The sequence below is a fragment of the Solwaraspora sp. WMMA2056 genome, from assembly GCF_030345095.1.
Lineage (GTDB): Bacteria > Actinomycetota > Actinomycetes > Mycobacteriales > Micromonosporaceae > Micromonospora_E.
Map to the genome: position 1 here is coordinate 1,103,555 of NZ_CP128360.1, position 23,746 is coordinate 1,127,300.

The 23,746-nt window shown below is 73.5% G+C and carries 24 protein-coding genes; 9 read left to right on the top strand and 15 right to left on the bottom strand.

All coding sequences use genetic code 11. The annotated features are described in order from the left end of the window. Positions 1-83 precede the first annotated feature (83 nt). Entirely contained in the window at positions 84-1,046 is a 963-nt protein-coding gene (locus O7608_RS05105; protein ID WP_289208869.1) for an LppU/SCO3897 family protein, read from the bottom strand. 156 nt (positions 1,047-1,202) lie between these two features. Here O7608_RS05105 and O7608_RS05110 point away from each other — a divergent pair, with 156 nt between their 5' ends. Then, positions 1,203-2,204 carry an EamA family transporter gene (locus O7608_RS05110; RefSeq protein ID WP_289208870.1) on the top strand — a complete coding sequence of 334 codons (1,002 nt, stop codon included), beginning with the start codon at positions 1,203-1,205 and terminating at the stop codon, positions 2,202-2,204. Here O7608_RS05110 and O7608_RS05115 read toward each other — a convergent pair. From O7608_RS05115 to O7608_RS05140, 6 genes are all read right to left on the bottom strand, one after another. Then, the gene (locus O7608_RS05115) at positions 2,143-3,210 is read right to left on the bottom strand and encodes a hypothetical protein (protein ID WP_289208871.1); all 1,068 of its coding nucleotides are present in this window, start codon (positions 3,208-3,210) and stop codon (positions 2,143-2,145) included. The genes O7608_RS05110 and O7608_RS05115 overlap by 62 nt on opposite strands. 79 nt (positions 3,211-3,289) lie before the next feature. Then, a complete protein-coding gene (locus O7608_RS05120) occupies positions 3,290-6,541 on the bottom strand; it encodes a UvrD-helicase domain-containing protein (protein WP_289208872.1) in 3,252 nt (1,083 codons plus the stop codon). Between the two features lie 69 nt (positions 6,542-6,610). Further along, a complete protein-coding gene (locus O7608_RS05125) occupies positions 6,611-7,903 on the bottom strand; it encodes a metallophosphoesterase (protein WP_289208873.1) in 1,293 nt (430 codons plus the stop codon). Between the two features lie 15 nt (positions 7,904-7,918). Then, positions 7,919-8,167 carry a MoaD/ThiS family protein gene (locus O7608_RS05130; protein ID WP_289208874.1) on the bottom strand — a complete coding sequence of 83 codons (249 nt, stop codon included), beginning with the start codon at positions 8,165-8,167 and terminating at the stop codon, positions 7,919-7,921. 2 nt (positions 8,168-8,169) lie between these two features. Beyond that, the gene (gene moaA, locus O7608_RS05135) at positions 8,170-9,204 is read right to left on the bottom strand and encodes a GTP 3',8-cyclase MoaA (protein ID WP_289208875.1); all 1,035 of its coding nucleotides are present in this window, start codon (positions 9,202-9,204) and stop codon (positions 8,170-8,172) included. 100 nt (positions 9,205-9,304) lie between these two features. Continuing rightward, positions 9,305-10,198 carry a fructosamine kinase family protein gene (locus O7608_RS05140; protein WP_289208876.1) on the bottom strand — a complete coding sequence of 298 codons (894 nt, stop codon included), beginning with the start codon at positions 10,196-10,198 and terminating at the stop codon, positions 9,305-9,307. A 213-nt stretch (positions 10,199-10,411) separates the two neighbouring features. Between O7608_RS05140 and O7608_RS05145 the strand changes: the two genes are divergently transcribed. Next, positions 10,412-11,521, top strand: a complete 1,110-nt coding sequence (locus O7608_RS05145) for a DUF4192 domain-containing protein (protein WP_289208877.1) — start codon at positions 10,412-10,414, stop codon at positions 11,519-11,521. A gap of 136 nt (positions 11,522-11,657) precedes the next feature. Here the strand turns inward: O7608_RS05145 and O7608_RS05150 are convergent, their stop codons facing one another. Both O7608_RS05150 and fdhD read right to left on the bottom strand, forming a co-directional pair. After that, on the bottom strand, positions 11,658-12,176 hold the full coding sequence (locus tag O7608_RS05150) for a hypothetical protein (RefSeq protein WP_289208878.1): 519 nt from the start codon (positions 12,174-12,176) through the stop codon (positions 11,658-11,660). Between the two features lie 106 nt (positions 12,177-12,282). Next, entirely contained in the window at positions 12,283-13,164 is an 882-nt protein-coding gene (gene fdhD / locus O7608_RS05155; protein WP_289208879.1) for a formate dehydrogenase accessory sulfurtransferase FdhD, read from the bottom strand. Positions 13,165-13,435: 271 nt separating this feature from the next. Here fdhD and O7608_RS05160 point away from each other — a divergent pair, with 271 nt between their 5' ends. Further along, complete coding sequence (locus tag O7608_RS05160; protein ID WP_289208880.1) at positions 13,436-13,792, top strand: hypothetical protein; 357 nt, start codon at positions 13,436-13,438, stop codon at positions 13,790-13,792. A 54-nt stretch (positions 13,793-13,846) separates the two neighbouring features. Continuing rightward, entirely contained in the window at positions 13,847-14,098 is a 252-nt protein-coding gene (locus O7608_RS05165) for a hypothetical protein (protein ID WP_289208881.1), read from the top strand. Between the two features lie 30 nt (positions 14,099-14,128). On the opposite strand, the gene O7608_RS05170 is transcribed toward O7608_RS05165, so the two are convergent. The 5 genes from O7608_RS05170 to O7608_RS05190 are packed head-to-tail and all read right to left on the bottom strand — an operon-like array spanning position 14,129 to position 17,048. Then, positions 14,129-14,545: a hypothetical protein gene (locus O7608_RS05170; protein WP_289208882.1), complete on the bottom strand. Its 417-nt coding sequence runs from the start codon at positions 14,543-14,545 to the stop codon at positions 14,129-14,131. Further along, positions 14,545-14,829, bottom strand: coding sequence for a hypothetical protein (locus O7608_RS05175; protein ID WP_289208883.1), 285 nt, complete (start codon positions 14,827-14,829; stop codon positions 14,545-14,547). The genes O7608_RS05170 and O7608_RS05175 overlap by 1 nt, the downstream gene beginning before the upstream one ends. Positions 14,830-14,868: 39 nt before the next feature. Further along, positions 14,869-15,222: a VOC family protein gene (locus O7608_RS05180; RefSeq protein ID WP_289208884.1), complete on the bottom strand. Its 354-nt coding sequence runs from the start codon at positions 15,220-15,222 to the stop codon at positions 14,869-14,871. Between the two features lie 51 nt (positions 15,223-15,273). Further along, positions 15,274-15,747 (bottom strand): hypothetical protein, encoded by a 474-nt coding sequence (locus tag O7608_RS05185; protein ID WP_289208885.1) that lies wholly within the window; start codon positions 15,745-15,747, stop codon positions 15,274-15,276. Beyond that, positions 15,744-17,048, bottom strand: coding sequence for a molybdopterin-dependent oxidoreductase (locus tag O7608_RS05190; protein WP_289208886.1), 1,305 nt, complete (start codon positions 17,046-17,048; stop codon positions 15,744-15,746). Before O7608_RS05190 ends, O7608_RS05185 begins: the two co-directional genes overlap by 4 nt. A 149-nt stretch (positions 17,049-17,197) precedes the next feature. On the opposite strand from O7608_RS05190, the gene O7608_RS05195 reads away from it, so the two are divergent. Further along, the gene (locus tag O7608_RS05195; RefSeq protein ID WP_289208887.1) at positions 17,198-18,262 is read left to right on the top strand and encodes an NAD-dependent epimerase/dehydratase family protein; all 1,065 of its coding nucleotides are present in this window, start codon (positions 17,198-17,200) and stop codon (positions 18,260-18,262) included. A gap of 15 nt (positions 18,263-18,277) precedes the next feature. On the opposite strand, the gene O7608_RS05200 is transcribed toward O7608_RS05195, so the two are convergent. Next, positions 18,278-19,657 (bottom strand): hypothetical protein, encoded by a 1,380-nt coding sequence (locus O7608_RS05200; RefSeq protein WP_289208888.1) that lies wholly within the window; start codon positions 19,655-19,657, stop codon positions 18,278-18,280. Positions 19,658-19,803: 146 nt separating this feature from the next. Between O7608_RS05200 and O7608_RS05205 the strand changes: the two genes are divergently transcribed. The 4 genes from O7608_RS05205 to O7608_RS05220 all read left to right on the top strand — a co-directional run bounded on the left by O7608_RS05205 (position 19,804) and on the right by O7608_RS05220 (position 23,723). Further along, entirely contained in the window at positions 19,804-20,478 is a 675-nt protein-coding gene (locus O7608_RS05205; protein ID WP_289208889.1) for a glycosyltransferase family 2 protein, read from the top strand. Continuing rightward, positions 20,475-21,176 carry a TIGR04282 family arsenosugar biosynthesis glycosyltransferase gene (locus tag O7608_RS05210; protein WP_289208890.1) on the top strand — a complete coding sequence of 234 codons (702 nt, stop codon included), beginning with the start codon at positions 20,475-20,477 and terminating at the stop codon, positions 21,174-21,176. The genes O7608_RS05205 and O7608_RS05210 overlap by 4 nt, the downstream gene beginning before the upstream one ends. Further along, entirely contained in the window at positions 21,173-21,838 is a 666-nt protein-coding gene (locus O7608_RS05215) for a class I SAM-dependent methyltransferase (protein ID WP_502959174.1), read from the top strand. The genes O7608_RS05210 and O7608_RS05215 overlap by 4 nt, the downstream gene beginning before the upstream one ends. A 127-nt stretch (positions 21,839-21,965) precedes the next feature. Beyond that, positions 21,966-23,723 carry a DUF1996 domain-containing protein gene (locus O7608_RS05220; RefSeq protein ID WP_289208891.1) on the top strand — a complete coding sequence of 586 codons (1,758 nt, stop codon included), beginning with the start codon at positions 21,966-21,968 and terminating at the stop codon, positions 23,721-23,723. The last annotated feature ends 23 nt before the right edge of the window (positions 23,724-23,746 follow it).

Sequence of the window (23,746 nt, forward strand, 5' to 3'; positions counted from 1 at the left end):
TGGTCGGGCAGCGTGGCGCGGACCAACCGTGCTACCGGAGACGGTAACCAACGGTTGCCAGTTCCCGGTCAGTGCGGTGGGTCTCACCTTTGCTTCAGGCAGAGCACGAAGTCCAGGGCGTCCAACTGGCTGTTGAAGAAATACCAGTTGGTGTAACCGGTAACATCGGCGCACTTGGTCTTGGCGTCCTCCTCGCCGTCGGTGACGCCGTCGAAGCGGGCGAGCACTTCGTATGCTCCTTCGTCACAGTCGGTGATGGTGAGCACCGGGGTCTCCTCCTCCGCCACCGCCTCGTTGCGGACACACTGGCCGACGGTGACGAACCGCGCGTCGTTCGACGACGTGGGCGTCGGCGTCGCGGTGGCCTGGTCCGGATCGGGCGTCGCGGTCGGCTCTGCCGGGGGCTCGGCCGACGGGTCGACCTGCGGCCCGGCGGTCGGCACCGCCAACTCGTCCTGGTTGCCCTCGGTCGAGTCCGGCCGGGTCATCAGGTAGACCCCGGCCGCGCCGCCGCCGCAGAGCAGCAGCGTGACACCGATCAGTACGGCCAGCAGGCCACCGCTCAACCCGCCACCGCTGCGCCCCGCCCGCCCCGGTGTGGCGGTGGGCTCCCAGGCCGGCGGCTGTCCGGCCGGCGGCGGCTGTCCGGCCGGTGGGCCCGACGGGGACTGCTGCCAGGTCTGCTCCGTCGCACCCGCCCAGCCGGTGCCCGTCGGGGTGTGCCAGTTCTGGTCGGCAGAGGACGGCTGCTGACCGTACCCCTGCCAGTCGGAGCCCGCCGGCGGTGGCTGACCCGCGCCGCCCTGCCAGGTCTGCTCCGAGCCGCCCTGCCACGGTTGCTGCTGGCCTGCGCCGCCCGGCCAGGCCTGCTCGGTCCCGCGGTCCTGCCACGGCTGCTCCGCCCGGCCGGTCGGGGTGTCCCCCCAGGGTTCGTTGCCACCCCACGGGTCGGACGGCTCCCGGTACGGCTCCGACGGCTGCCGGTCAGCCCACCGGTCCGGCTGCTGGTCCGGGTACGGCCCGCCCGGCGGTCCGTAGTGCGACATGTCCTGTCCTCCTGCGCGGCGGCGTTCGACGCTGGCCACCCACTGATTCCGACGGCGATGACGTCACCGTAGCGTGAGCCTCCGATGGACTCACCTCCCCGAAGTACGCCAACTCCCGGCGAGCCGCCCGATTCGCGGGGACTTGCCGGGCCGGTGGTGACCGCGACCACTGCCGTGTCGGCAACCCGACCAGCGCTGATCTGGTCGGCCCTGATGATCGTCTACGTCGTCTGGGGCTCGACCTACCTGGCGATCCGGGTGGTGGTGGAGACGATGCCACCGATGGCGGCGGCGGGTGCCCGGTTCGGCCTGGCGGCACTGCTGCTCGCGGTGATCCTGCGGGTCAGCCGGGGTCGCGGCGCGCTGCGGGTCACCGCCCGACAACTCGCCGGTGCGGCACTGGTGGGCGTACTGCTGCTCACCGGCGGGAACGGCTTGGTGATGCTGGCCGAGTCCGGGCCGCCCGGGGTCGCCGTACCGTCCGGGGTCGCCGCGCTGCTCATCGCGATGGTGCCGTTGCTGGTCGTGGTGTACCGGCTCGCGGTGCGGGACCGTCCCCGGCCGACCACCGTCGTCGGCGTACTCGTCGGCCTGGGTGGACTGGTCGTGCTGATCGCCCCGACCGGTGGCGCGGCGGCCGCGCCGCTGACCGGGTCGCTGGTCGTGGTGGCCGCCGCCACCGCCTGGTCGGCCGGTTCGTTCATCGCCGGCCGGATCAGCATGCCGACCGACGCCTTCGTCACCACCGTCTACCAGATGGCCGCCGGCGCGGCCGCGCTGGTGGCGTTCGGTGTGCTGCGGGGCGAACTGCGCGGCGTCGACCTGACCCAGATCTCGGCGAGATCCTGGTGGGCACTGGCGTACCTGCTGGTGGCCGGCTCGCTGATCGCGTTCACCGCGTACGTGTGGCTGTTGCAGCACGCGCCGATCTCGCTGGTCGCCACCTACGCGTACGTCAACCCGGTGGTCGCGGTCGCGCTCGGCGCGCTGCTGGCCGCCGAACCGGTCACCCCGCGCATCCTGCTCGGCGGCCTGGTGATCGTCGTCGGGGTGGCGCTGGTGGTGACCACCGAACGGCCGCGGGTCAGCGGCCGGGTCAGCGGACGAACAGGGTGGCCCGGCCGTCGCGGATCCCGACGATCTGTCCCCGGACGTTGACGTCGACGACCCGGTCGGTGGGGCGCAGGCCCAGGGTGGTCAGGTCGACCATGGTGCCGTGCTGCCAGCGGAACGGATGGCTGGCGCCGGTCGCGGTGTCTGCGTGGCCGATCACCACGCCCCGGTCGCTGATCGCGACGGCGGAACTGTCGGCACCGCCGAGGGTGCCGAGATCCCTGATCGCGCCGTCCCGCCACAGGTAGGCGTGCCATTGCCGGTCCGCCGTCGTCGAGCCACCGACGATCTCCCGCCGGTTGTTGACGTCGGCCGGTTGGTTGGGCCACAGCCCGTCGCCACCCAGGGTGCCGAGGTCGGTCCGGACGCCCCGGTGCCAGCGGTAGCCACGGCAGTTGCACGGGTACCCAGGGGTCGGTTCGTACTCGCCGACGATGTCGCCCCAGTTGTTGATGCCGGTCTGCGCCGCGTACGCGTTGTTGTGCCAGAGCATGGTCAGCTCGCCCCGGTGCCAGAGGAAGCTCTGGTCCGGTGAGGTCACCTCGGCGGTGCCGAAGACCACGCCGAGATCGTTGATGGAGACCGCGTACGAGGATCCGGCATCGGGAATCTCGATCGTGGTGAATGCGCCTCGATGCCAGACCGCCACCTGGGAGAGTCCGGTGGCCGTGATCGCGTTGCCCACCACCATCCCCGCCTCGTTGATCTCTGCGGCGTGGAACCGGTCGAAGCCGTCGGGTGCGCCGAGCGGTGTCAGTTCCCCGGCCTGCCACAGGTGACCGCCGCCGACGACCTGGCCCCGGTCGTTGATCGCCAGGCTCCATTCGGTCGCGGCGAAGCCGAGATCAACCGCCCGGTACGGACGGTCCGTCCGGCTGGCAGCGGCACCGTCGGCCGTCGGGCCACCGGCACCCGCCGCCGACGGACCGACGGCCACGCCGATCGACATCGCCAGCGTGGCGACGAGCACCGTGGCGACGCGCACCGTGGCGACGCGCACCGTAGCGACGCGCGGACTGGTTCGGGGGAACGTCCGGAGTGACTGACCCATGGTAGTCAGGGTGCTAGCTGAGCGTAACGCTCGTCAATGCGTGTCGGGTGTCTATCGGTGAGGTGACAGTTGCCCATTGTCACAACAGACGTAGTTGGCGATCCTTCGGGCGGCGCGGACCTTCCGCCCCGAGCCGGTCGAACAGGCCGGCGTCGATCGCGTCCAGGAACGGTGTCGGCCGCATGTCCCGCTCCTGGCCGTGCCGCAGCCGCCGACCCGCGTGGGAGACGTACAGCCGGTCCTGCGCCCGGGTCAGCCCGACGAAGAACAGCCGCCGTTCCTCGGCGATCTCGTCCTCGCTGGGCGCCCTACCGGCGAACCGCAACGGCAGCAGGCCGTCCTCGCAGCCGACCAGGAAGACCACCGGGAACTCCAGGCCCTTCGCGGCGTGCAGGGTGAGCAGGGTGACCGCCTCGGCCCGAGGGTCCAGCGCGTCCACCTCGGCGCCGGTCTCCAGCTGCGCCAGCAGCAGCGACAGGTCCTCGCCGCAGCGGTGCGCCAACGGGGTCAGCAGCTCCACCGCCGCCCAGACGTCCGCCGGCACCAGCTGCGGCCCGGTCGGCGTGTCCAGGGTCGGCGCGGTCAACCGGTCGGCCAGCACCTGACCAGCGGCCCGGACCCGGGCGGTGAGGGCGGCGTCCGGCCCGCCGGCACCGACGTGGCGCAGCTCCCGGGCGATCGCCAGCACCCCCGGACGGTCCCGCAGCCGGTTGTGCGAACGCTTCTGCACCGGTACGCCCGCCCGGGTCAACGCCTCCACGATCGGCCCCGACTGGGCGTCGGTGCGGTACAGCACGGCGATGTCGGAGAACGACACCGTCGACGACTGCCCGTCGATTCGCCCCGAGTCCAGCGACCGGTGCGACACCCCGCCGACCAGCTCGTCGACCGTACGCACGACGAACGTCGCCTCGTCGGCGGCCGTCGCGGCCGGGTACAGCCCGATCAGCGGTGCCTGCGGATCCAGCCGGGCCGGCTCCAGCCGGCGGCCGCGTACCAGCGAACTGGGCGCGATGGCCTGCACGGCGGCGGCCAGGATCGGCGCCGCCGACCGGTAGTTGCGGGCCAGCCGGACCAGCCGGGCGTCGACGAAGTCCTCCGAGAACCGCAGGAAGTAGCGCACGTCGGCACCGCGGAACGAGTAGATCGCCTGGTCCGGGTCGCCGATCGCGCAGAGGTTGCCGTCGGCCGGGCTGAGTAGCCGCAGCAGGTCGTACTGGTCGGCGTCGACGTCCTGATACTCGTCGACGAAGATCCACCGCCAGCGGTCCCGGTAGCGCGCCACCAGCTTCGGGTCCTCGCGCAGCAGCCGCAGCGGCAGGGTGACCAGCTCGTCCAGGTCGACCAGGCCGGCGGCGCGCAGCAGCTTGGCGTACGTCGCGTCGTCCTCGCCGGCCTCGGCGCGGGCCTGGTCGCGTTCGGCGTCGTCGGCGATCCGGAAGCCCTTCGGCAGCCCGGCGGCCTTCGGGTTCTCCCGCAGGATGGTCAGCCCGAGCGAGTGGAAGGTGGCCACCGTGACGTCCTCGGCGACCGGGCCGAGCAGCCCGTCGAGCCGGTGCCGCAGCTCCTCGGCGGCCCGCCGGGTGAAGGTGATCGCCAGGCAGTGCTCGGGGAAGACGTTGAGTTCGGCGCAGAGGTACGCGATCCGGTGGGTCAGCGTCCGGGTCTTGCCGGTGCCCGGCCCGGCCACGATCAGCAGCGGCCCGCCCGGCGCGGACGCGGCGACCCGCTGCATCGCGTCGAGCCGGTCCAGCAGCCCGGTGCCGACCTCCTCCATGCCGGCCAGCATCGGCTCGAACGGCTCGTGCGGCGACGGCGTCGGTGGCGGCGGGATCGGCGGCGGTGCCGGCTCCGTACCGGCCCGGCCGCCACGGGACGCGCGGCCGGTAGCGGCACGGCCGGCGCGCCGGGCACCGGCCGGGGTCGGTCCGTCGGCGGCCGCCGACTCGCTGGGCGGTCGCTGCGCCGGCACCGGTACGTCGAACAGCGCCTCCGGCTGACCGGCACCGCCACCGGTCGCCAACTCGCCCGGCGCGAACAGGGTGATCACCCCGTACTCGCCGTCGTAGCCCGGCACCCGGTGGACCTCGCCGCGACGCAGCCGCCCGATCGCCTCGGCGAGCAGTTCCCCGCCGACCCGCCGGATGTCGTCCACCGGCACCGTGGTCAGGATGTCCAGCTCCGGGCCGAGCGCGGCGACCAGGTTGACCACCTGGCCCTCGACGGTCTTGGACCGGGCACCGACCCGGTGGATCTCGCCGACGATCTCCGGCAGCGCCACCAGGTGGGTGACCTGCTTCGCGTGCGCCGGCCGGTGCCCGTCCGGCCGGTCGGCGAGATCCTCGACCCGGCTCAGCACTCCGACGGTCAGCGGCTTGCCGCACTGCGGGCAGCGGCCGGCGGCCTGCCGGGTCTGCTCCGGCGACCAGTTGACGCCACAGTTGCGGTGCCCGTCGGCGTGGTACTTGCCCTCCTCCGGGAAGAACTCGATCGTGCCGACCAGCCCGTCTCCGGTGCGCAGCGCCTCCCGTACGGCGTAGTAGTCGAGCGCGCTGTCCAGCACGGTGGCCTCCCGGGCCAGCGCGGGCGGCGAATGGGCGTCGGAGTTCGACACCAGCTGGTATTTGTCCAGATGGGACACCCGCCAGTTCATCGCCGGGTCCGACGACAGGCCGGTCTCCACCGCGAAGATGTGCCCGGCCAGGTCGGCGTAGCAGTCGGCGATCGCGTCGAAGCCGGACTTGGAGCCCAGCGCGGAGAACCACGGCGTCCAGATGTGCGCCGGCACCAGGTAGCCGTCCTCGCTCGCCGCCAGGGTGATCTCCAGCAGGTCGCGGGAGTCCAGCCCGAGGATCGGGCGGCCGTCGGAGCCGAGGTTGCCGATGCGGCCCAACGCGGTGTTGAACCGCGCCACCGCGTCCAGATCCGGCAGGTAGATCAGGTGGTGCACCTTGCGGGTGCGGTCGTCCCGCTTGTAGATCGTCGAGATCTCGACGCTGAGCATGTAACGCACCGGGTGCGCTTCGGCCTCGCTGGCCAGTCGGGGCGGCAGTCGGCGGGCGACGTCGCGCTCCGCCTCCGGGCTGAGCCGGTACAGCCCCGGCTCGGCCGGGCGCAGCGACTCACGCAGGTGCTCGAACCACGCCGGGTGGGTGAAGTCGCCGGTGCCGAGCAGGCTGACGCCCTTGCGTCGGGCCCACCAGGCCAGGTTCGACATGTTCAGGTCGCGGCTGCAGGCGCGCGAGTACCGGGAGTGGATGTGCAGGTCGGCGACGAAGGACCCGGGACCCGTGGCGGAGCCGGGGGAGGGCACGGCGCGGTACGGGGGCACGCCGCATCCTGTCACGAACGCCGGCCGGGCGCAGGGTCGCCACGCGCGCGAACGCACGAGACGTGACTCTCACTCGCTGCGCAGCTGCACCAGGGAGACCTGCGGTGGGGCGCCGACGCGCACCGGCGGGCCCCAGAATCCGGCGCCGTTGGTCACGTACACCTGGGTGCCGTCGACCGTCGCCAGGCCGGAGACGACCGGCTGGACCAGCCGTACGGCCAGGTTGAACGGGACGATCTGACCGCCGTGGGTGTGCCCGGACAGTTGCAGGTCGACGCCGTACCGGGCGGCCTCGTGGGCCTGCACCGGCTGGTGGGCGAGCAGCACCACCGGGCGGTCGCGGTCCCGGTCGCCGAGCGCCCGGTCGTAGTCCGGGCCGGCCAGTGGACCGTCCGGCGGGCCGGCCTGCGCACCGGCGGGCGGGCTCGCCGTCGCGCCGGTCGGGTCGTTGACCCCGGCCAGGTCGAGCACCCCGCCCGGGGTGACGATCTCCCGGCGTTCGTTGACCAGCACCTGCAGGCCGAGCCGCTGCACCTCGGTGACCCACTCCTGCGCGCCGGAGTAGTACTCGTGGTTGCCGGTGACGAAGAAGCTGCCGTACCGGGCCCGCAGCCCGGCCAGCGGGGCGGCGGTCGGGCCGAGCTCGTCGACCGTGCCGTCGACCAGGTCGCCGACGACCGCGACCAGGTCGGCGTCCAGGCTGTTGATCAGCTCCACGATCCGGGCGGTGTGCCCGACCCCGGTCAGCGGTCCGATGTGGATGTCCGACACGGTGGCGATCCGCAGCCCGTCCATGGCCCGGGGCAGGCGGGCGAGCGGGATCTGCACCCGGTCCAGCTGGGGCGGGCCGAGCGCGGTCCGTACGCCGTAGCCGGTGACGCCGGCGGCGGTCAACCCGGCGAAGATCGCCGCGCCCCGGGCGATCAGCAGCCGCCGGCCCGGGTCCGGCACGATGTCGGTGGCGGGTCGGCCGCCGGGCAGCGCGGTCGGCGGCGGCGGGGCCGCCGCGGCCGCCGGGGCGGTCACCGGCACCGAGTCCAGCGTGCCGACCTGCCGGCCGCGCGCCCGCCCGACCAGCCGGACCACCAGCAGCGGCAGCTCCAGCGCCAGCAGGACGACCAGCAGGTAGAACATCACCGCCAGCCACACGTATCCGGGCCAGGCCAGCCAGGACATCCCGGCGGACCGGGTGCTGACCATCGTCGTCGGCACCAGCACCGCCAACCCGAGGGCCAGCAGGCTGCCGGCCCGCCGCCACCGGCCCGGCCGGGTGGTGTCGCGCACCAGGCGTCGCCACAGGTAGAGGTGGATCAGGCCGGTGATCAGCGTCAGGGTGCCGACGAACCCGAGTACGGCGAGCACAGCGTCGGACTCTCCTCAGCCGCCGGCAAATGGTGGCAGTACGTCGACCGTGGCACCGGCCGGCAACGGTGTGTGACGATCATGCCAGACGGTGCCGTCGACCAGGAAACTCGCCACCGCCAGCACCCGGCCCAGCCCGTCGCCGTGCCGGCTGGTCAACTCGGTGACGAAGCCGTCGCGGTCCAGCCCGGCCGGTACGGCGTCGCTGGTCCGACCGGCCGCCGCCCGCGCCCCAGCGAAGTAACGCACCGTCACCGATTCCATGCTCAGCCGCCAATCGCCGACATCGGGCGGGCCGGCTGCAGGAACGTCGGGTCGTCGATGCCGTGCCCGGCCCGTTTTCCGGCCATCGCCACCCGCCAGCGCCGGGCCAGCTCGGCATCGTCGGCCCCGGCCCGCAACGCGCCCCGAAGGTCGGACTCGTGCCGGGCGAACAGGCAGTCCCGCACCTGGCCGTCGGCGGTCAGCCGGGTCCGGTCGCAGTCGCCGCAGAACGGCCTGGTCACCGTACCGATGACACCGACCCGGGCCGGTCGGCCGTCGGCGGCCTCGGCTCCGTCGACCAGCCACGTCTCGGCGGGTGCGCCACCACGTTCGGCGGGATCCGGCAGCAGGGTGAACTCGGCCTGCAGCGCCGCTAGGGTCTCGGCGGCGGTGACCATCTGCGCCCGGTCCCAGGACTGCTGGGCATCCAACGGCATCTGCTCGATGAAGCGCAGCTCGTAGCCGTGCCGCAGGGCGTACCGCAGCAGGGCCGGTGCCTCGTCGTCGTTGACGCCGCGCAGCAGCACGGCGTTGATCTTGACCGGGGTCAGCCCGGCCGCCGCCGCCCCGGCCAGCCCGGCGAGCACGTCCGGCAGCCGACGCCGGTGCGCCAACCGGGCGAACCGCTCCGGATCGAGGGTGTCCAACGACACATTCACCCGGTCCAGCCCGGCCGCGCGCAGCCCCGGCGCCAACCGATCCAGCCCGATCCCGTTGGTGGTCAGCGACAGCACCGGTCGGGGCCGCAGCGCCGCCACCGCCGCGACGATCCGGGACAGGCCGGGACGCAGCAGCGGCTCCCCGCCGGTGAACCGCACCTCGGTCACCCCGAGCCGGGTCACCGCCACGGCGACCAGCCGGATCACCTCGTCGTCGGTGAGAATGTCCGCGCTGGGCAGCCAGGGCAGACCTTCCGGCGGCATGCAGTACGAGCAGCGCAGGTTGCACCGGTCGGTCAGGGACACCCGCAGGTCCGTGGCGACCCGTCCGTACCGGTCGGTGAGCCGGCCGTCGACGGGCCGCGCGCTCGGTTCCATGCGCCGACGGTAGCGCGCCGGTCCGACGTCCGTGTTTCGGCGGGATGCTCAGCCACGGTGCGCTGGCAGGTCCGCCGCGCAGCGCAGGTTCGCGGTGCGGTCAGCCACGCAGCGCGGCGCGGGCCGCGTCGGCGACCGCCGAGCGGTACGCCGCCCCGAACAGCGCGGTGTGCACCAGCAGCAGCTGCAGTTGGTGCAGCGGCACCCGGGCGGCCCAGCCGTCGGCCAGCGGCCACTGCTGCTGGTAGCCGGCCAGGATCCGGTCCAGGTGCGGGGCACCACCGAAGAGGGCCAACTGCGCCAGGTCGGTTTCCCGGTGACCGCCGTGCGCCGCCGGGTCGACCAGCCGGACCCGCCCGTCCGCCCCCCACAGCAGGTTGCCCGGCCACAGGTCACCGTGCACCCGGGCCGGCGGCTCGTCGCCGCCGTACTCGTCGATCCGGTCGATCAACTGCTCGACCAGAGCGACCTCGGCGGCGGTGAGCGCGCCGCCGTCGGCCGACATCCGCAGGTACGGCACCAGCCGGCGCTGGGCGAACCACTGCGGCCACGGCTGACCGGTCGTCGGGGTGTTGTCCTGCGGCAACGCGCCGATCACACCCGGCCAGTCGGCACCGAAACACGCCGCGCCGGCCCGATGGGTGATCGCGAGCTCCCGGCCGAACCGTTCGGCGGCGGCGGCGTCCGGCTCGCCCGGCTCGACCCACTCCAGGGCCAGCAGCTGCGGCAGGGCCACGATCACCTCGGGCACCGGGGCGCCGCCGGCCGCGCCCAACCAGCGCAGCCCGGCGGCCTCGGCGGCGAAGAAACCCTCGGGCACCGGCGCGGCGGCGGTCTCCGGCCAGGTCTTCGCGAACACCGAGTTGCCGTCGTCGAGCGTCAGCCGGCTCGCCGCGCAGATGCTGCCACCGGCCACCGGGGTCTCCCGGATGCGCTGATGGGTCAGGAAGGTCGGCAGGTGCTCCGGGTGGGCCCGCAGGTACGCCAGATCCATGCCGGCACCGTAACGCCGGATCGTGGGCACACCGCACCGGGGCCGACCGACGCCACGCCGACGACGCCGCCACCCGCTTGAGGGCATCCGGAAATCGCCCTACCTGCGCCAATACGGAGCGTAGCTGTGGATAAGTCGGCGTGTCGCCGGCCGGCGGCCCCGTTGTCCACAGGGGGTCGGTGTGCTGCCGTCCCGGCCGGAACAGTTGTCCACATGACGCCCATCGATCCCGCCCCTGCCGCGCTGACCGTCCGCGAGCCCGCCGACCTGATCGCCGCCGTGCCGTACCTGATCGGCTTCCACCCCACCGACAGCATGGTGGTGGTCGGGATGCGCGACGCCACCGTCGTCTTCGCCGCCCGCGCCGACCTGCCCGACGACACCGCCAGCGCCGAGCTGCGCGCCGCCGCCACCGCCCAGCTGACCACGATCGTCGACCGACAGCAGGTGGACGCCGCCGTACTGCTCGGCTATGGCCCACCCGAGGCCGTCGCCCCCGCCCTGGCGGCCACCACGGCGGCCCTGCGCGACCAGGAGATCGTGCTGCTCGACGCGCTGCGGGTCACCGACGACCGCTACTGGTCCGCGTTCTGCGACGACCCGACCTGCTGCCCACCCGAGGGCCACCCCATCGACACCCGGTTCAGCCCGCTCGCCGTGGCCGCCACCGTCGCCGGTCAGGTCGCCCTGCCCGACCGGGCCGCCCTGCGCCGCCAGGTCGAGCCGGTCACCGGGGCCGCCCGCTCGGCGATGCGGGCCGCCACCGAACGGGCCCGCGCCCGACGCCGCGCACTGCTCGACGAAGCCCCGCCCGGTGACCTGCTCGGCGCCCGCACCCTGCGCCGGGCCGGCGAGAAGACCGTACGGCTGTTGCTGGACCGGCAGCGACGTGGCAGCGCCCCGACCGACGACGACGTCGCCTGGCTCAGCCTGGCCCTGACCGACCTGGAAATCCGCGACTACGCCTGGGAACGGGTCACCGAGGAACCCTGGCAGGTCACCTTCTGGCAGGACGTCGCCTGCCGCGCCGAGCCGGACCTGGCCGCCGGGCCGGCCAGCCTGCTCGCGTTCGCCGCCTGGCGAATCGGCAACGGTGCCCTCGCCCGGGTCGCCCTCGACCGGGCCCTCGACGTCGAGCCGCAGTACTCGATGGCCCGGCTGATGGACGACGTCCTGGTCCGGGGCATCCCGCCGGCGGCGCTCGGCCCGTGGCCCAAGCCGGGCCGCAAGGGCCGGCCGGGCCGCTCCGGCACCCGCCCACGCCGCCGCCCCGACGGCGAGCAGCGCGACCGCGCCCGCCCCGCCGGTCGCCGCCGCCCCTGACGGAGGCAACGACCGGGCCTGCGCCGGTCGGTCACCCGCCCGGCCACAGGTCAGGACGTGGGCTGGCCCGATCCGGCGCATCTGGCCCGGCTTCCCGGGCTCTGATGCGCCGGCGCGGGCTGCCCGGGTGCGGTGGTCACCTGCTGGCCACAGACCGAGCATCTACCTCTTGGCGCCACGAACGGACTCCTTCCGGGATCTGGTAGTCCGGGTACGGGTCCTCGTTGGGCTCCCCTGCGATGCCGCCGGGTCCGGTGGTCGAGGTCGCCCGGAGGAAGACGGCGCTGCCGTCCCGGCAGGTGATCTTCACGCCGGACGGAGACATGTGCACGCCAGGGAAGGCGCACGGCTCCCACGACGTGAACTCCTCAGGGCGCGCGAAGTCCAACAACTGCACGGCGAACGCCAACGTGCGACGCGCCCGCTCACGCGGTGCCGGCATCTCGGCCGGTAACGCCGCCGATGCGGGCGCGGGCTTGCCTGCGGCAGCCCACAGCATCCCGGTCGATCCGGTCGAGTAGTAGACCCGTACCCCGGCCGGTGAGTTGCCACCGGGCTCGGAGTCCTGCCCGTACCGCCGGACGTCGGTGATGTCCGGGTGCTTGCTGCTCTGGAACAGTGCTTCGAGCACGCCCAGGACTTCGGCGACCTGCATGGCCCGCGTCTCCGATCTTGGCTGTCTGCGCTGTTCAGCGCCGGCAAGTCTAGACGCGGTCGGGATCTTGTGGGGGCTGCCGCGCCCGTCGTGGCCGGCAGTCTGGTCAACCCAGGGGCTGCGCCAGCCGGTCCGCGCCGGCGTAGACGTTCATCGTCGCGTCGCGCAGGAACCCGACCAGGGTCATCCCCGCCTCCTCGGCGAGGGCGACCGCCAGACTGCTCGGCGCGGAGATCGCGGCCAGCACCGGGATGCCGGCCATCCACGCCTTCTGGGTGAGCTCGAAACTGGCCCGGCCGGAGACCAGCAGCAGATGACCCCGCAGCGGCAGCAGCCCTTCCCGGGCGGCCCAGCCGATCACCTTGTCGACGGCGTTGTGCCGGCCGACGTCCTCGCGGACCACGCGTACCTGCCCGTCGGCGGTGAACAGACCGGCGGCGTGCAGCCCGCCGGTGCGGTCGAAGCCCTGCTGGGCGGCGCGCAGCCGGTCCGGCAGCGCGGCGAGCAGCCACGGGTCGAGTTCGAACCGGTCGGCGGCGACGTCGAACCGGGACCGGGTGCGCACCGCGTCGATGCTCGCTTTGCCGCACACCCCGCACGAACTGGTCGTGTAGAAGTTGCGGGCCGGGTCCGTCTCCGGCGGCGGCACGTGCCCGGCGAGGGTCACGTCGACGACGTTGTACGTGTTCGGCGTGTCGGTGCCGGCGCACAGTTGAGCGGTCACCACGTCGTCGGCCGCCCCGATCAGCCCTTCGGTGAGCAGAAAACCGATCGCCAGGTCGATGTCGTTGCCCGGCGTACGCATGGTGACCGCCAGCGGACGCCGCCGGGCCGGTCCGGCCGGCCCGACCCGGATCTCCAGCGGCTCCTCCCCGGCGACGGTGTCCATCCGGCGTACCTGCCGCGTCGATCTGCCCGTGCCGGCGGCGCCACTGCCGTCGCCGACCTCGATCCGCAGCACCGTGCGGCGCTCACTCGCCCTGCCCATGCCACCCATCCTGCCGCCGACCTCGGTCGACAGCCCACCGGTCCGACGCGTCCCGGCTGGCGGGACACCGGCGGCGGATGTGGCCGGCGGTGTCCCGCCGGCGGTGCGATGAGGCATCTGTGGTGCATCTGTGCGGCAGAGAGCCTCGCTCGGTGCCTCTCCCGTACGCTGGATCGCAGTCCGTGGATGCGTCGAGGTGCAGGACCGCTGGAGCGAGTCGAGGCCAAATCCGGTGGCCGACGTCGCAGCCCTGAGGAGAGTCAAGCCGATCATGAGTGACGAAGCGGGTCGTCTGTTCCGGGAAGCGTGGATCGCCGGAGTCCGCAGGCACTACCCGGGGGAACCGAAGCCCGGGTACGTGGCCTCGTGGGACACCACCCCGGAGTGGGAGCGGCAGGCGGCGGCTGCCGTGTGCGGTCAGATCCGTGACTTCGTACGGGTCAGCTCGGGGGCGACCGCGAAGCTGAGTCGGGAGCAGAAGGGCCGGTTCGTCGCTCTGTGCTGGATCGCGCAGATTCACAAGCACTTCGACGACCCGAAGCCGTCGTACGTCGCCGACTGGGACGCGCTGCCTCGCTGGCAGCAGGAGACCGACGCCGACATCTTCGAGTACGTCGCGGCGAGTTAGCTGGCAGCACGCCGCCGGAAGCGCTGGCGGTATACCTACCGAAGGGCTCGGGCGATGACGGTGAAACGCTCAATCGACATCCCCGACGATGTCGCCCAGTGGCTCGACGGACAACCCAACGCCAGCGCCGCCATCACCGCAGCCCTACGCGCTCAGATGGCCGGCACCCAACTTGACGAGGTGCTGCGCCGCGCCGGCATCGAGGTCACCGGTGCGGGCAAGAGCCGCTGGCGCGACCGCCTGGCGGCACCCATCTCTGTCGAAGCCCTTGCCGAGGGACGGCGCATGCTCGACGGGGCGGTGTGAGCGTCGAGCCGATCGCCGTGGCCAGCCGGGTCAGATGTCGTCGGCCGGAATGGAGTGGACCTGGTCATCGGGAACCACCGTCGGCGTCAGGTGCGGTTCGCTGGTGAGGTAGTAGGCGCCGTGGTCGAGCGCGGCCCACACCGCGTGGGCGCGGGCGAGGTCGCCCTTGACGAGAGGGGCGATCGCGGCCGCGTCGGACGCCTCACCGGCGTCCAGCGGCAGCACCGCGACGCTGGGCAGGGTGGCCAGCACCCCGAGCCGGGCGCGGGCGGGCGCGTCGGTGACCCGGGTGTAGGCGTCGAGCAACGCCACGGCGGGCAAACCGGTGTACGCGCCGTCGTCGGCGATCTCGACCAGCAACTCCCCGACGTGCACGTGCCCTCGGGCGTAGGACAACATCGCGGACGTGTCGAGCACGGCGCGGATCTCGACCTCGTCGTGGGCCATCAGGCGGCGGTGTCGTCGGCCGGCCAGGTGCCTGCGCGCACCATGTCCCGGCGGCGCTGATTCTCCGCCCGCTGCTCAGCGGTCAGCTGCGGCAACGCGCCCCGGACCCGGTCACGGCCGGCGTCGGTGACCTCGATACCCACCGTCCGCAGCATCTCTACCGTCGCGGCGGCCCGATTCATCCGTGCACGCAACGCTTCAGTCACCGCAGCCGAAACGTTCTCCTCCCGGTCCAGGTACGCGGCGACGTCGTCGGGCAGGCTCACCGTCACACGCTTAGTCATACTCAAATCATACTCGCGTCGGGAGCGTTGCCGAGGTCGCTAGTCGAATTCGAGGCAGAACGGGTGGCCGGCGGGGTCGGCGTACACCCGGAAGCCCGGCTCGACGTCGGAGAGCTTGGTGGCACCGAGCGCGAGCACGGCCTGCTCCGCACGGTCGATGTCGTCGACCCGCACGTCCAGGTGGATCTGCTGCGGCCGGGCCGGGTCCGGCCAGCGGGGCGGCTGGTGGTCGGGGGCGTGCTGGAAACTGATCCGTGGGCCGTCGCCGGCGGAGATGTCGATCCAGCTGCCGTCGACCCGGGTGATCTCGTACCCGAGCAGCTCACAGTAGAACCGGGCCAGCCGCTGCGGGTCCGGGCAGTCGAGCACGATCGCCGAGAGTCGTCCGATCATCGGGTCAGGCTACCGCCGCCGCCGGGGCTGCGCTGCGCAAGCACGCGCGGCCTACCCGGCCCGCCGCCGAGCCCGGTGCAGCGTCAGCCGGGCGGCGGCCAGCAGGCCGCTGGCGGCGAACATCGCCGCGCTGACCAGCAGCCAGCGGCGTAGGTACGGCTCCTGGGTCAGGCCCGTGGCGCGGGTGAAGGCACCGTCGCCGAGCCGCAGGATGCCCGGCAGGTACACGAGGAACAGCAGCGCCGTGCCGAGCGTCGGGACCCGGACGTGGTTCACTATCGCCCGCCGTACGGCCGGTCGGAGCCGGCCGCCGATGCCGGCGACGGCGACCAGGACCCGGTCGGCCGCTGCCGCGAGCGGATAGAGGATCAGGTCGTGGGCGACGACCGCGGCCACGAACCAGACCGCCATCCGTACGGCGGTGGCCTCACCGGACAGGCGCGCGACGACCCATCCGGTGACGGTGAAGCAGCCGACCAGCAGCGGCAGCTGCCAGAGCGGTGCGCCGTACCCGAGCCGGGTCATCGGCGCGACCCCTGGAACTCGATGGCGCGCACCCACTTGGTGCACCGCACCCCGGGCAGGGCGGGCACGATGATCCGGGCCGGGAAGCCGTGGTCCGCCGACAGATCGACCCCGTTGACCCGCAGGGCCAGCAGCGAGTCACCGTCGAGGACCTGGTTGCGCTGCAGGATCGCCGTGTTGAACAGCCCGCCGCGCTGGATCGAGCGGACCAGGGCCGCCGTCGGCTCCGGCACCCCGGCGAGGGCGGCGAGGTCACGCAGCCGTACGCCGGTCCAGGTCTGCAGCGTCGACCAGCCCTCCACGCAGGCGATCGGCAGCCGGGCGGTGTGCAGCGGCATGGCGAGCAGCTGGTCGCGGTCCAGCCGTACCGTCCGGCCGGCGGCGTCGCGCAGCTCCAGCCGCCACGCCGGGCCGGTGTCGGCGGGCCGGATGCCGGCGGCGACCGCCGTCCGGTTGACCGGGAAGCCGTTCGGTCCGTCGTCGGGTTGCCGCCCCCGGGGCAGTAGGAACGCGAGTCGCCGCCACGGGCCGTCGAGGCTCTGCCCGACCGTCGTCACGCCGAGCAGCAGCGACCCGCCGCCGGTCAGGGCGAGCAGCCCGCGCCGGCTGATGGTCGCCGGACCGGGGCGCGGGGCGACCAGCTCGTCGGGCTCGACCCGGCCGGTTCGGGACCGCAGTACGGCGATCATCCGGGGCAGTTTGAGTGCGACGTGGACGACGAACGCGGCGGTGAACACCCAGGCCCCGAAGTAGTGGGCGGTGTAGAAGTCGAAACCGAACAGGTACGCGTACTGCACGTTGAGCACGCCGGTGACGGTCTGGAACAGGATGCCGCCGACGAGCAGGAGCAGCGAGAGGCGTTCCAGCGCGTGTGCCGCCGAGCGGACCGGCGGCCAGGCGAACAGCTTCGGAATCACCGACCAGAGTTTGACCAGGATCACCGGGATCAGTGCGATGCCGAGGGCGACGTGCAGGCCCTGACTGACCCGGAACAGCCAGGAGGGTCGGGTCGGCCAGTCGACGTACGGCAGCCGCAGCCAGCCCACGTCGGCCGGCATCGCCTGCGGCCCGTAGGCGACGTGGTCGAGCAGCCCGGTGACGACGACCAGCGGCAGACCGACCAGCAGTACGGCGCCGAGGACCGAGGTCAGCCAGGCACCGCGCAGCGGGCTGCGCCACCGGACGAGCGCGGTGCCGCCGGTGGCCTCCGTGCCGCCGGTGGCCTCCGTGCCGCCGGTGGCCTCCGTGGTGCCGGCCGCACCCACGGGCGGCGGTGCGGGTGCGGGTTCGTCGACGGGCACGATGGTCTCCTCGGGACGGTCTCGGTACCGACCGGTGCCTGCAGGCTATGCGCCGCAGCCGGCGACGATGGCCGTTCCGGCGCTTACGGATTCCTTACGCGGCCCCGTTGGCAGTGCTCGCCGACCGCGACCGGCCATACGGTGACCGGATGCGGATTCTGCTCACCGGCGCGGCCGGGTTCATCGGCTCGCACATCGCCGACCTGCTGGCCGACGACGGGCACGACGTGCTGGCGGTGGACGCGCTGCTGCCGCAGGCCCACGATGGCGAGCCTCCCGAGTGGACCAGCCGGCACGACCTGGTGCGGGGCGACGTCCGCGACGGCGAGCTGCTCGACCGGCTGCTGACCGGCGTGGACGCCGTCTGCCACCAGGCGGCGATGGTGGGCCACGGCCTCGACCCGTCGGACGCGCCGGGCTATGCGGGCCACAACGACTACGGCACCGCCGTCCTGCTCGCCGCGATGCACCGGGCCCGGGTGACCCGGCTGGTGCTGGCCAGTTCGATGGTCGTGTACGGCGAGGGCCGGTACACCTGCGCCCGGCACGGCATCGTACGGCCGCAGCCACGCCGCCCGGCGGACCTGGCCGCCGGCCGGTACGACCCGGGCTGCCCACACTGCGGCGACGCGTTGTCGTGGGCGACGGTCCCGGAGGACGCCCCGCTGGAGCCGCGCAGCACGTACGCGGCGACGAAGCTCGCCCAGGAGCACCTGGCGGCGGCGTGGGCCCGTCAGACCGGCGGCGGCTGCTGGGCGCTGCGCTACCACAACGTGTACGGCCCTCGGATGCCGCGCGACACCCCGTACGCCGGGGTGGCCTCGATCTTCCGGTCGGCGCTGGCTGACGGCCGGCCGCCACAGGTGTTGGAGGACGGTCGGCAGCAGCGTGACTTCGTCCACGTCGCCGACGTCGCGCGGATCAACGTCCGAGCGTTGGTCGCCGAGCCGCCGGTGGGCGACCTGGTGCCGTTGAACGTCTGCTCCGGCGAGCCACGGACCGTCGGCGAACTGGCCGGGACGCTGGCGACCGCGATGGGCGGACCCGCACCGGTGGTCGTCGGCGGCGCGCGGGCGGCCGACGTACGGCACGTGGTGGCTGATCCCCGCCGGGCCACCGAGCTGCTCGGCTTCACCGCGAGCGTCCGGTTCGCCGACGGGGTGGCGGCGTTCGCCACCGATCCGCTGCGGGCACCGGCGGTCGGCGTCGGCTGAGCCGCCGCCCGCTGGTCAGGAGAAGGTGAGCAGCAGGTGGTTGACCGCCAGCGCGGTCGCCGCCTGCCCGGCCAGCCACCAGCGGTGGGTACGTGCCGGCAGGTGGGCGGTGGCGATCAGCAGCCAGACGACGAACGGCAGCCAGATCCGTTCGACCTCGGCCTTGCTCAGCCCGGACAGGTCGGCCGCGACGATCGCCAGCGCGGCGGTGAGCGGCAGCAGGATCGTGGGCCGGGTCGCGGCGTACCGCCATCCGCGCGCCACCGTGCCGTCGCCGGCCGGGCCGCGCCAGGCGTGGCGGGCCGCGACGATCGTGCGGCGCAGCGCCGGGCCGGTGACCAGCCCGGCGGAGAGCAGCATCGCGGCCAGGTTCGCCCACACCCAGTAGGCGTACGGACGTTCGGCGGCCCACCCCTGGTAGTAGCGCACCACGACCAGCTGGTAGCCGTCCCACCACCAGAAACCGGCGGCGGTGAAGGCGGCGACCACGGCGGCGACCCCGGCTGCGGCGGTGAGCAGCGCCGGCAGGAACCGGCCCGGCCGTAGCACCAGCACCGCGACGGCGAGCAGTCCGATCAGGACGAACCCGTACGACAGGTAGAGCGCGAAGCCGAGCAGGATGCCACCGGCGAGCGGCGCGACCGGATGCCGGGCGGCGAGCAGCGCCAGCCCGGCGGCGACGACACCGGTGAAGACGCCGTCGCCGGAGGCACCGATCCAGACCGCTCCGGGCAGTAGCACCAGGAACGGCAGTACGGCGCGGGCGGCGTCGGCCGCACCGAGCCAGCGCAGCGCCGCCGGGATCGACACCACCATGGTCGCGCCGATCAGGATGCAGGCCATACCGGCGGCGGCTCCACCGCCGAGGCCGATGCGGTCCAGCCAGACGAAGACCAGCAGCGCGCCGGGGGGATGGCCGGCGGTGTGCGTCGACCACGATTCCGGCTGGAAGTCGACGATCCGGCCGCTGAAGCCGGCCAGCATGGCCGGGATGTCGGTGATCCGGTGTACCTCGTGCAGGTACTCCGCCTGGTTGGTGAGCCGCCTGGCGACTCCGGCGGACCAGCCGTCGACCAGGGCCAGGGCCAGGGTCCAGGCGACGGCGGCGAGGTAGCCGGCCCCGAGCAACGGACCCCAGCGGGCGGTCCGCGCCCACCGTACGCCCCAGATGATCACCACGGCCGCGACCGCGACCGCGACCGGCGTACCCCAGCCGACGTGTGGCCGCCAGAAGGCGTAGATCGGGGCGGTCTCGGCGTAGAGGCCGACGCCGCGCCGGTTGAGGACCACCCCGACGACCACGGCGGTGGCGATCAGGGCCAGTTCGACACCGAGCACGATCCAGTCGGCGCGGGCGGGCCGCCGCGCGGCGGTCGGCGAGGAAGACGAGGACATGATTGGCGCACCGTACGGCCTGCGGTGGGCCCGTCGGCGGGTGGCGACGCGGCCGTAAGCAAGCCGTAAGAACCGACCGTCGCGTAAGGATTCCGTAAGCACTGACGGGCCACCGTACGGTGGTGGCGCGCCCTAGCGTCGGCGGTATGCCGACACCGATCGACGTGGTGCTGCCCTGCCTCGACGAGGCCGCCGCCCTGCCCGGCGTGCTCACCGCCCTGCCGCCCGGCTACCGGGCGATTGTCGTCGACAACGGTTCCCGGGACGGTTCGCCGCAGGTGGCGGCGGCGCACGGGGCCCGGGTCGTGCACGAGCCCCGCCGGGGTTACGGTGCCGCCGTCCACACCGGGCTGTTGGCCGCCGAGACCGAGCTCGTCTGCGTCCTGGACGCGGACGGCTCGTTCGATCCGCAGCAACTTCCGGCGCTGGTCGAGCCGGTGGCGGCCGACCGGGCGGAGCTGGCCGTCGGCCGTCGCCGACCGGTCTCGGTGTCGGCCTGGCCCTGGCATGCCCGCGTCGGGACCGCGCTGGTCGCGGCCCTGCTGCGGCACCGGGGCGTACCGCTGCGTGATCTGAGCCCGATCCGGGTGGCCCGCCGGCGGGCGCTGCTGGACCTCGGGGTCGCCGACCGGGCGTTCGGCTACCCGTTGGAGCTGCTGGTCCGGGCGGCCGGTGCCGGCTGGCGGATCGTCGAGCTGGATGTCCGGTACGCGCCACGGGCGGCCGGCACCCGGTCGAAGGTCTCCGGCTCCGTGCGGGGCACGTACCGCGCGACCCGCGACTTCGTCGGGGTGCTGCGTACGGTGGGCAACTCCCGGTGACCGTGCTGCTGGTGATGGCGAAGTCGCCGGTCGCCGGGCTGGTGAAGACCCGGCTCTGCCCACCGGCGACGCCGACCGAAGCGGCCCGGATCGCGGCGGCGGCGCTGCTGGACACGATGGCTGCGGTACGGGACACCGCCGGGGTCGAGCCGGTGCTGGCCCTGGCCGGCCGGTTCGCCGACGCCGACGTCACCGCCGGAACGGCCGCCGAGTTGACGGCGGCGACCGCCGGCTGGCGGGTGCTGGTGCAGCGCGGGTCGGGGCTCGCCGACCGGTTGGCGAACGCGCACGCCGACGTGGCGGACGCCTGGCCGGGGCGGCAGGTGCTGCAGATCGGGATGGACACGCCACAGCTGACGCCCGCGCGGTTGGCGTCGGCCGTCGACCGGTTGACCGAGGCCGGTGCGGTGCTCGGCCCGGCCGCCGACGGCGGCTGGTGGGCGCTGGGCCTGCGGGATCCACGCGACGCTGACGCGCTGCGGGCCGTACCGATGTCCACTGCCCGGACCGGACGACGCACCTGGCTCGCCTTGGTCGGGCGCGGCCTGGCCCCGGTACGCCTGCCGGTGCTGCGCGACGTCGACGAGTGGCCCGACGCGGTGGCGGTGGCGCGAGGTGTCCCCGGCAGCCGGTTCGCCCGCCAGGTCGCGGCGGTGCGGCGGTGCCGGCCGGCGATGTCCGCCGAGGCCGATCGGTGACCGTCGGCGTCCGGCAGCGGGCCGGCGACAGCGGCTTCGTGGCCCCGCTCGGCGCCGTCGTGCCCGGTGGGCACTGGCTGGTGCAGGGCGACGGGACACGGTCACGGCTGCCGGTACGGCGGTGGCACGGTGTGGCCGAGCCGGCGGTCGACGCGGTGGTGGCCCGCTGCGGCGGGCCGACGGTCGACCTCGGCTGTGGTCCGGGTCGGGTCACCGCGGCCCTGGCGCGGGCCGGAGTGACCGCCCTCGGGGTCGACGTCTCGGCGCAGGCGGTCGCCGCTACCCGGTCCCGTGGGGTCGTGGCGGTCCGTCAGGACCTGTTCGACCGGCTGCCCGGTGAGGGCCGCTGGGCGCACACCGTCCTGCTCGACGGCAACATCGGCATCGGTGGCGACCCGGTCGCGCTGCTGCGCCGCTGCCGCGCGCTGATCCAGCCACAGGGGACCGTGCTGGTCGAGTTGGAGCCGCCCGGCGTGGGGTTGTGGCGTGGGCAGGCGTACGTGGCCACTGTGGCCCGGCGGGGCCGGCCCCGGCCGGGGCCGGTCTTCCAGTGGGCGCGCCTGGACGTCGCGGCGGTACGGGACACGGCCGCCGACAGCGGCCTGACCGTGGGCGACCTGTTCAGCATCGACGGACGGTGGTTCGGGGAGCTGCGGCCCTAGGTATTCCCGGGTGCTTACGTGCCGCCGGATCACCGACCCCCACACCTGCCCACCGCGTACCCACCAGCGCAACCGGCAGCCGTCGCGGCTGCCGGAGACATGCGGCGCAAGGTAGGGAGAAGCGCGAATGAGAACATCACCGGGCCGGTTCCGATCGATCGGAACCGGCAAGGCCCGAGCCGTCACGTTGTCGATCGCCGTGGTGAGCCTCGGCGCTGTCGCGACGGTCACCTTCGTCTCCGGTGGCGGGCGCAACACCGCCGCCGCCGAGGTCGGCCTGGACGACTTCGTCCGCATCCAGAACGTCGCACCGAACGTGGTCGCGATCCCGCCCGGCCGCAACGCGTCCACCGGGGTGTTCACCGTCGACTGCGGAGTGAACGCCAACGGCAAGTTCAGCTCCGACAACCCGGTGGCGCAGCCCGGCATCAGCCACGGCGCGGAGCACCTGCACGACTTCGTCGGCAACCTGGCGATCACCGCCGACACCAGCGACGAGGCGTTGGCCGCTTCCGACACGACGTGCCGCAACGGCGACCGGTCGTCGTACTTCTGGCCGGTGGTCCGGATCGACCGGTCCGTCCGGGACCAGGCCGCAGAACCCGGCCCGGCGACGGTCGCCTGCCCACGGGCCATCGACCGGCTGCCGTCGGTGCCGTCCCCGGCGGTCGTCGAGGTCCGGCGTGGCCTCATCGCGCTCGACGAGCAGATCGCCGAGGCGAACCGGCGGCTGGCCGGCAGCGAGGGCATCGACGTGCGCCGCAACAACGCGGTGCTGGACTGGCTGCGGGTCCGCCGCGCCGAGACCCTGAAGCGGATCGCCACCGAACTCGGCCGGCACGGTGCCCGGCCGACCGGGATGGTGTCGATGGTCGACTGTGCCGTGTACTACGGCGGGACGCACGGCGGATACTCCGGTGGCGTGGCGACGGTGAGTCCACTCGCCACGCCTACGGTGGACTGCCCCGGGGTCCGGGACCGGCTGCCCGCGGTGCCGCCGCAGGCGGTCGCCGAGGTGGACCGGAACCTGCAGCTGCTGGACCAGCAGATCGCCAAGGCCAACGCACGTCTGGTCAGCACGGCCGGGCAGGGCGGCCCGAACTTCATCGACAACGCGATCCTGGGGCCGCTGCGGGACAAGCGGTTCGCCACGCTCGACCGGATCGAGATCGCGATCGGCCGCAACGCCGCGCGGCCGACCAACCTGACCCCACTGGCCGGCTGCACCCTGGCCGGCAACCCCAACGGGGGCGGCAACGGCAACAACAACAGCAACGGCGGCAACCCCGGGCAGGGCGAGGAACCAGCGGAGCTGCCGGTGCCGTCCGGTCCGAACCTGGAGCTGCCCGGTAACACCGGCGAGATCGTCCGCCCCGCCGAGGTACGCATCGAGTACCGGGGCAACCCCACCAGCAAGGTCACCCCGATGCCCCGGTTCCTGCGCGCGCTGACCGGTGACTCGAAGCCGATCAGCCGGGGCCCGGCGAACGCCCGTAACAGCTGGACCTGTGCCGGCTTCGCCGACCGGCTCGCCGGCAAGTACCCGATCTGCCCGGACGGCAGCCAGGTCCTGCGGGTGCACGACTTCCCGGGCTGCTGGGACGGCGAGAACATCGACAGTGAGAACCACCGGTCGCACCTGTCGTTCGCCGACGCCACCACCGGGGCCTGCCCGAGCGGCTTCGTGGCGATCCCCCAGCTGCGCATCACCATCGCGTACGACATCCCGCGCGACGTCCAGCTCAACGGCCAGTATCGGCTCGACTCCTTCCCGGAGGAGGACCACAACCCGTTCTCGGACCACAACGACTTCATCAATGTGAACTCCGAGAAGCAGATGCGGAAGATCGCCAAGTGCATCAACACCGGCCGTAGCTGTCGGTGACCCGTACCGCCGGTCGGCCGCCC

Excerpts from the sequence above, each read along its gene's own strand:
- O7608_RS05150 (WP_289208878.1), bottom strand. The coding sequence starts at position 12,176 with ATGCAGGTCGCCGAAGTCCTGGGCGTGCTCGAAGCACTGTTCCAGAGC.
- O7608_RS05160 (WP_289208880.1), top strand. The coding sequence starts at position 13,436 with ATGAGTGACGAAGCGGGTCGTCTGTTCCGGGAAGCGTGGATCGCCGGA.
- O7608_RS05220 (WP_289208891.1), top strand. The coding sequence starts at position 21,966 with ATGAGAACATCACCGGGCCGGTTCCGATCGATCGGAACCGGCAAGGCC.
- O7608_RS05185 (WP_289208885.1), bottom strand. The coding sequence starts at position 15,747 with ATGACCCGGCTCGGGTACGGCGCACCGCTCTGGCAGCTGCCGCTGCTG.
- moaA (WP_289208875.1), bottom strand. The coding sequence starts at position 9,204 with ATGGAACCGAGCGCGCGGCCCGTCGACGGCCGGCTCACCGACCGGTAC.
- O7608_RS05145 (WP_289208877.1), top strand. The coding sequence starts at position 10,412 with ATGACGCCCATCGATCCCGCCCCTGCCGCGCTGACCGTCCGCGAGCCC.
- O7608_RS05130 (WP_289208874.1), bottom strand. The coding sequence starts at position 8,167 with ATGGAATCGGTGACGGTGCGTTACTTCGCTGGGGCGCGGGCGGCGGCC.
- O7608_RS05180 (WP_289208884.1), bottom strand. The coding sequence starts at position 15,222 with ATGATCGGACGACTCTCGGCGATCGTGCTCGACTGCCCGGACCCGCAG.
- fdhD (WP_289208879.1), bottom strand. The coding sequence starts at position 13,164 with ATGGGCAGGGCGAGTGAGCGCCGCACGGTGCTGCGGATCGAGGTCGGC.
- O7608_RS05105 (WP_289208869.1), bottom strand. The coding sequence starts at position 1,046 with ATGTCGCACTACGGACCGCCGGGCGGGCCGTACCCGGACCAGCAGCCG.
- O7608_RS05205 (WP_289208889.1), top strand. The coding sequence starts at position 19,804 with ATGCCGACACCGATCGACGTGGTGCTGCCCTGCCTCGACGAGGCCGCC.
- O7608_RS05140 (WP_289208876.1), bottom strand. The coding sequence starts at position 10,198 with ATGGATCTGGCGTACCTGCGGGCCCACCCGGAGCACCTGCCGACCTTC.
- O7608_RS05165 (WP_289208881.1), top strand. The coding sequence starts at position 13,847 with ATGACGGTGAAACGCTCAATCGACATCCCCGACGATGTCGCCCAGTGG.
- O7608_RS05115 (WP_289208871.1), bottom strand. The coding sequence starts at position 3,210 with ATGGGTCAGTCACTCCGGACGTTCCCCCGAACCAGTCCGCGCGTCGCT.
- O7608_RS05195 (WP_289208887.1), top strand. The coding sequence starts at position 17,198 with ATGCGGATTCTGCTCACCGGCGCGGCCGGGTTCATCGGCTCGCACATC.
- O7608_RS05175 (WP_289208883.1), bottom strand. The coding sequence starts at position 14,829 with ATGACTAAGCGTGTGACGGTGAGCCTGCCCGACGACGTCGCCGCGTAC.
- O7608_RS05170 (WP_289208882.1), bottom strand. The coding sequence starts at position 14,545 with ATGGCCCACGACGAGGTCGAGATCCGCGCCGTGCTCGACACGTCCGCG.
- O7608_RS05200 (WP_289208888.1), bottom strand. The coding sequence starts at position 19,657 with ATGTCCTCGTCTTCCTCGCCGACCGCCGCGCGGCGGCCCGCCCGCGCC.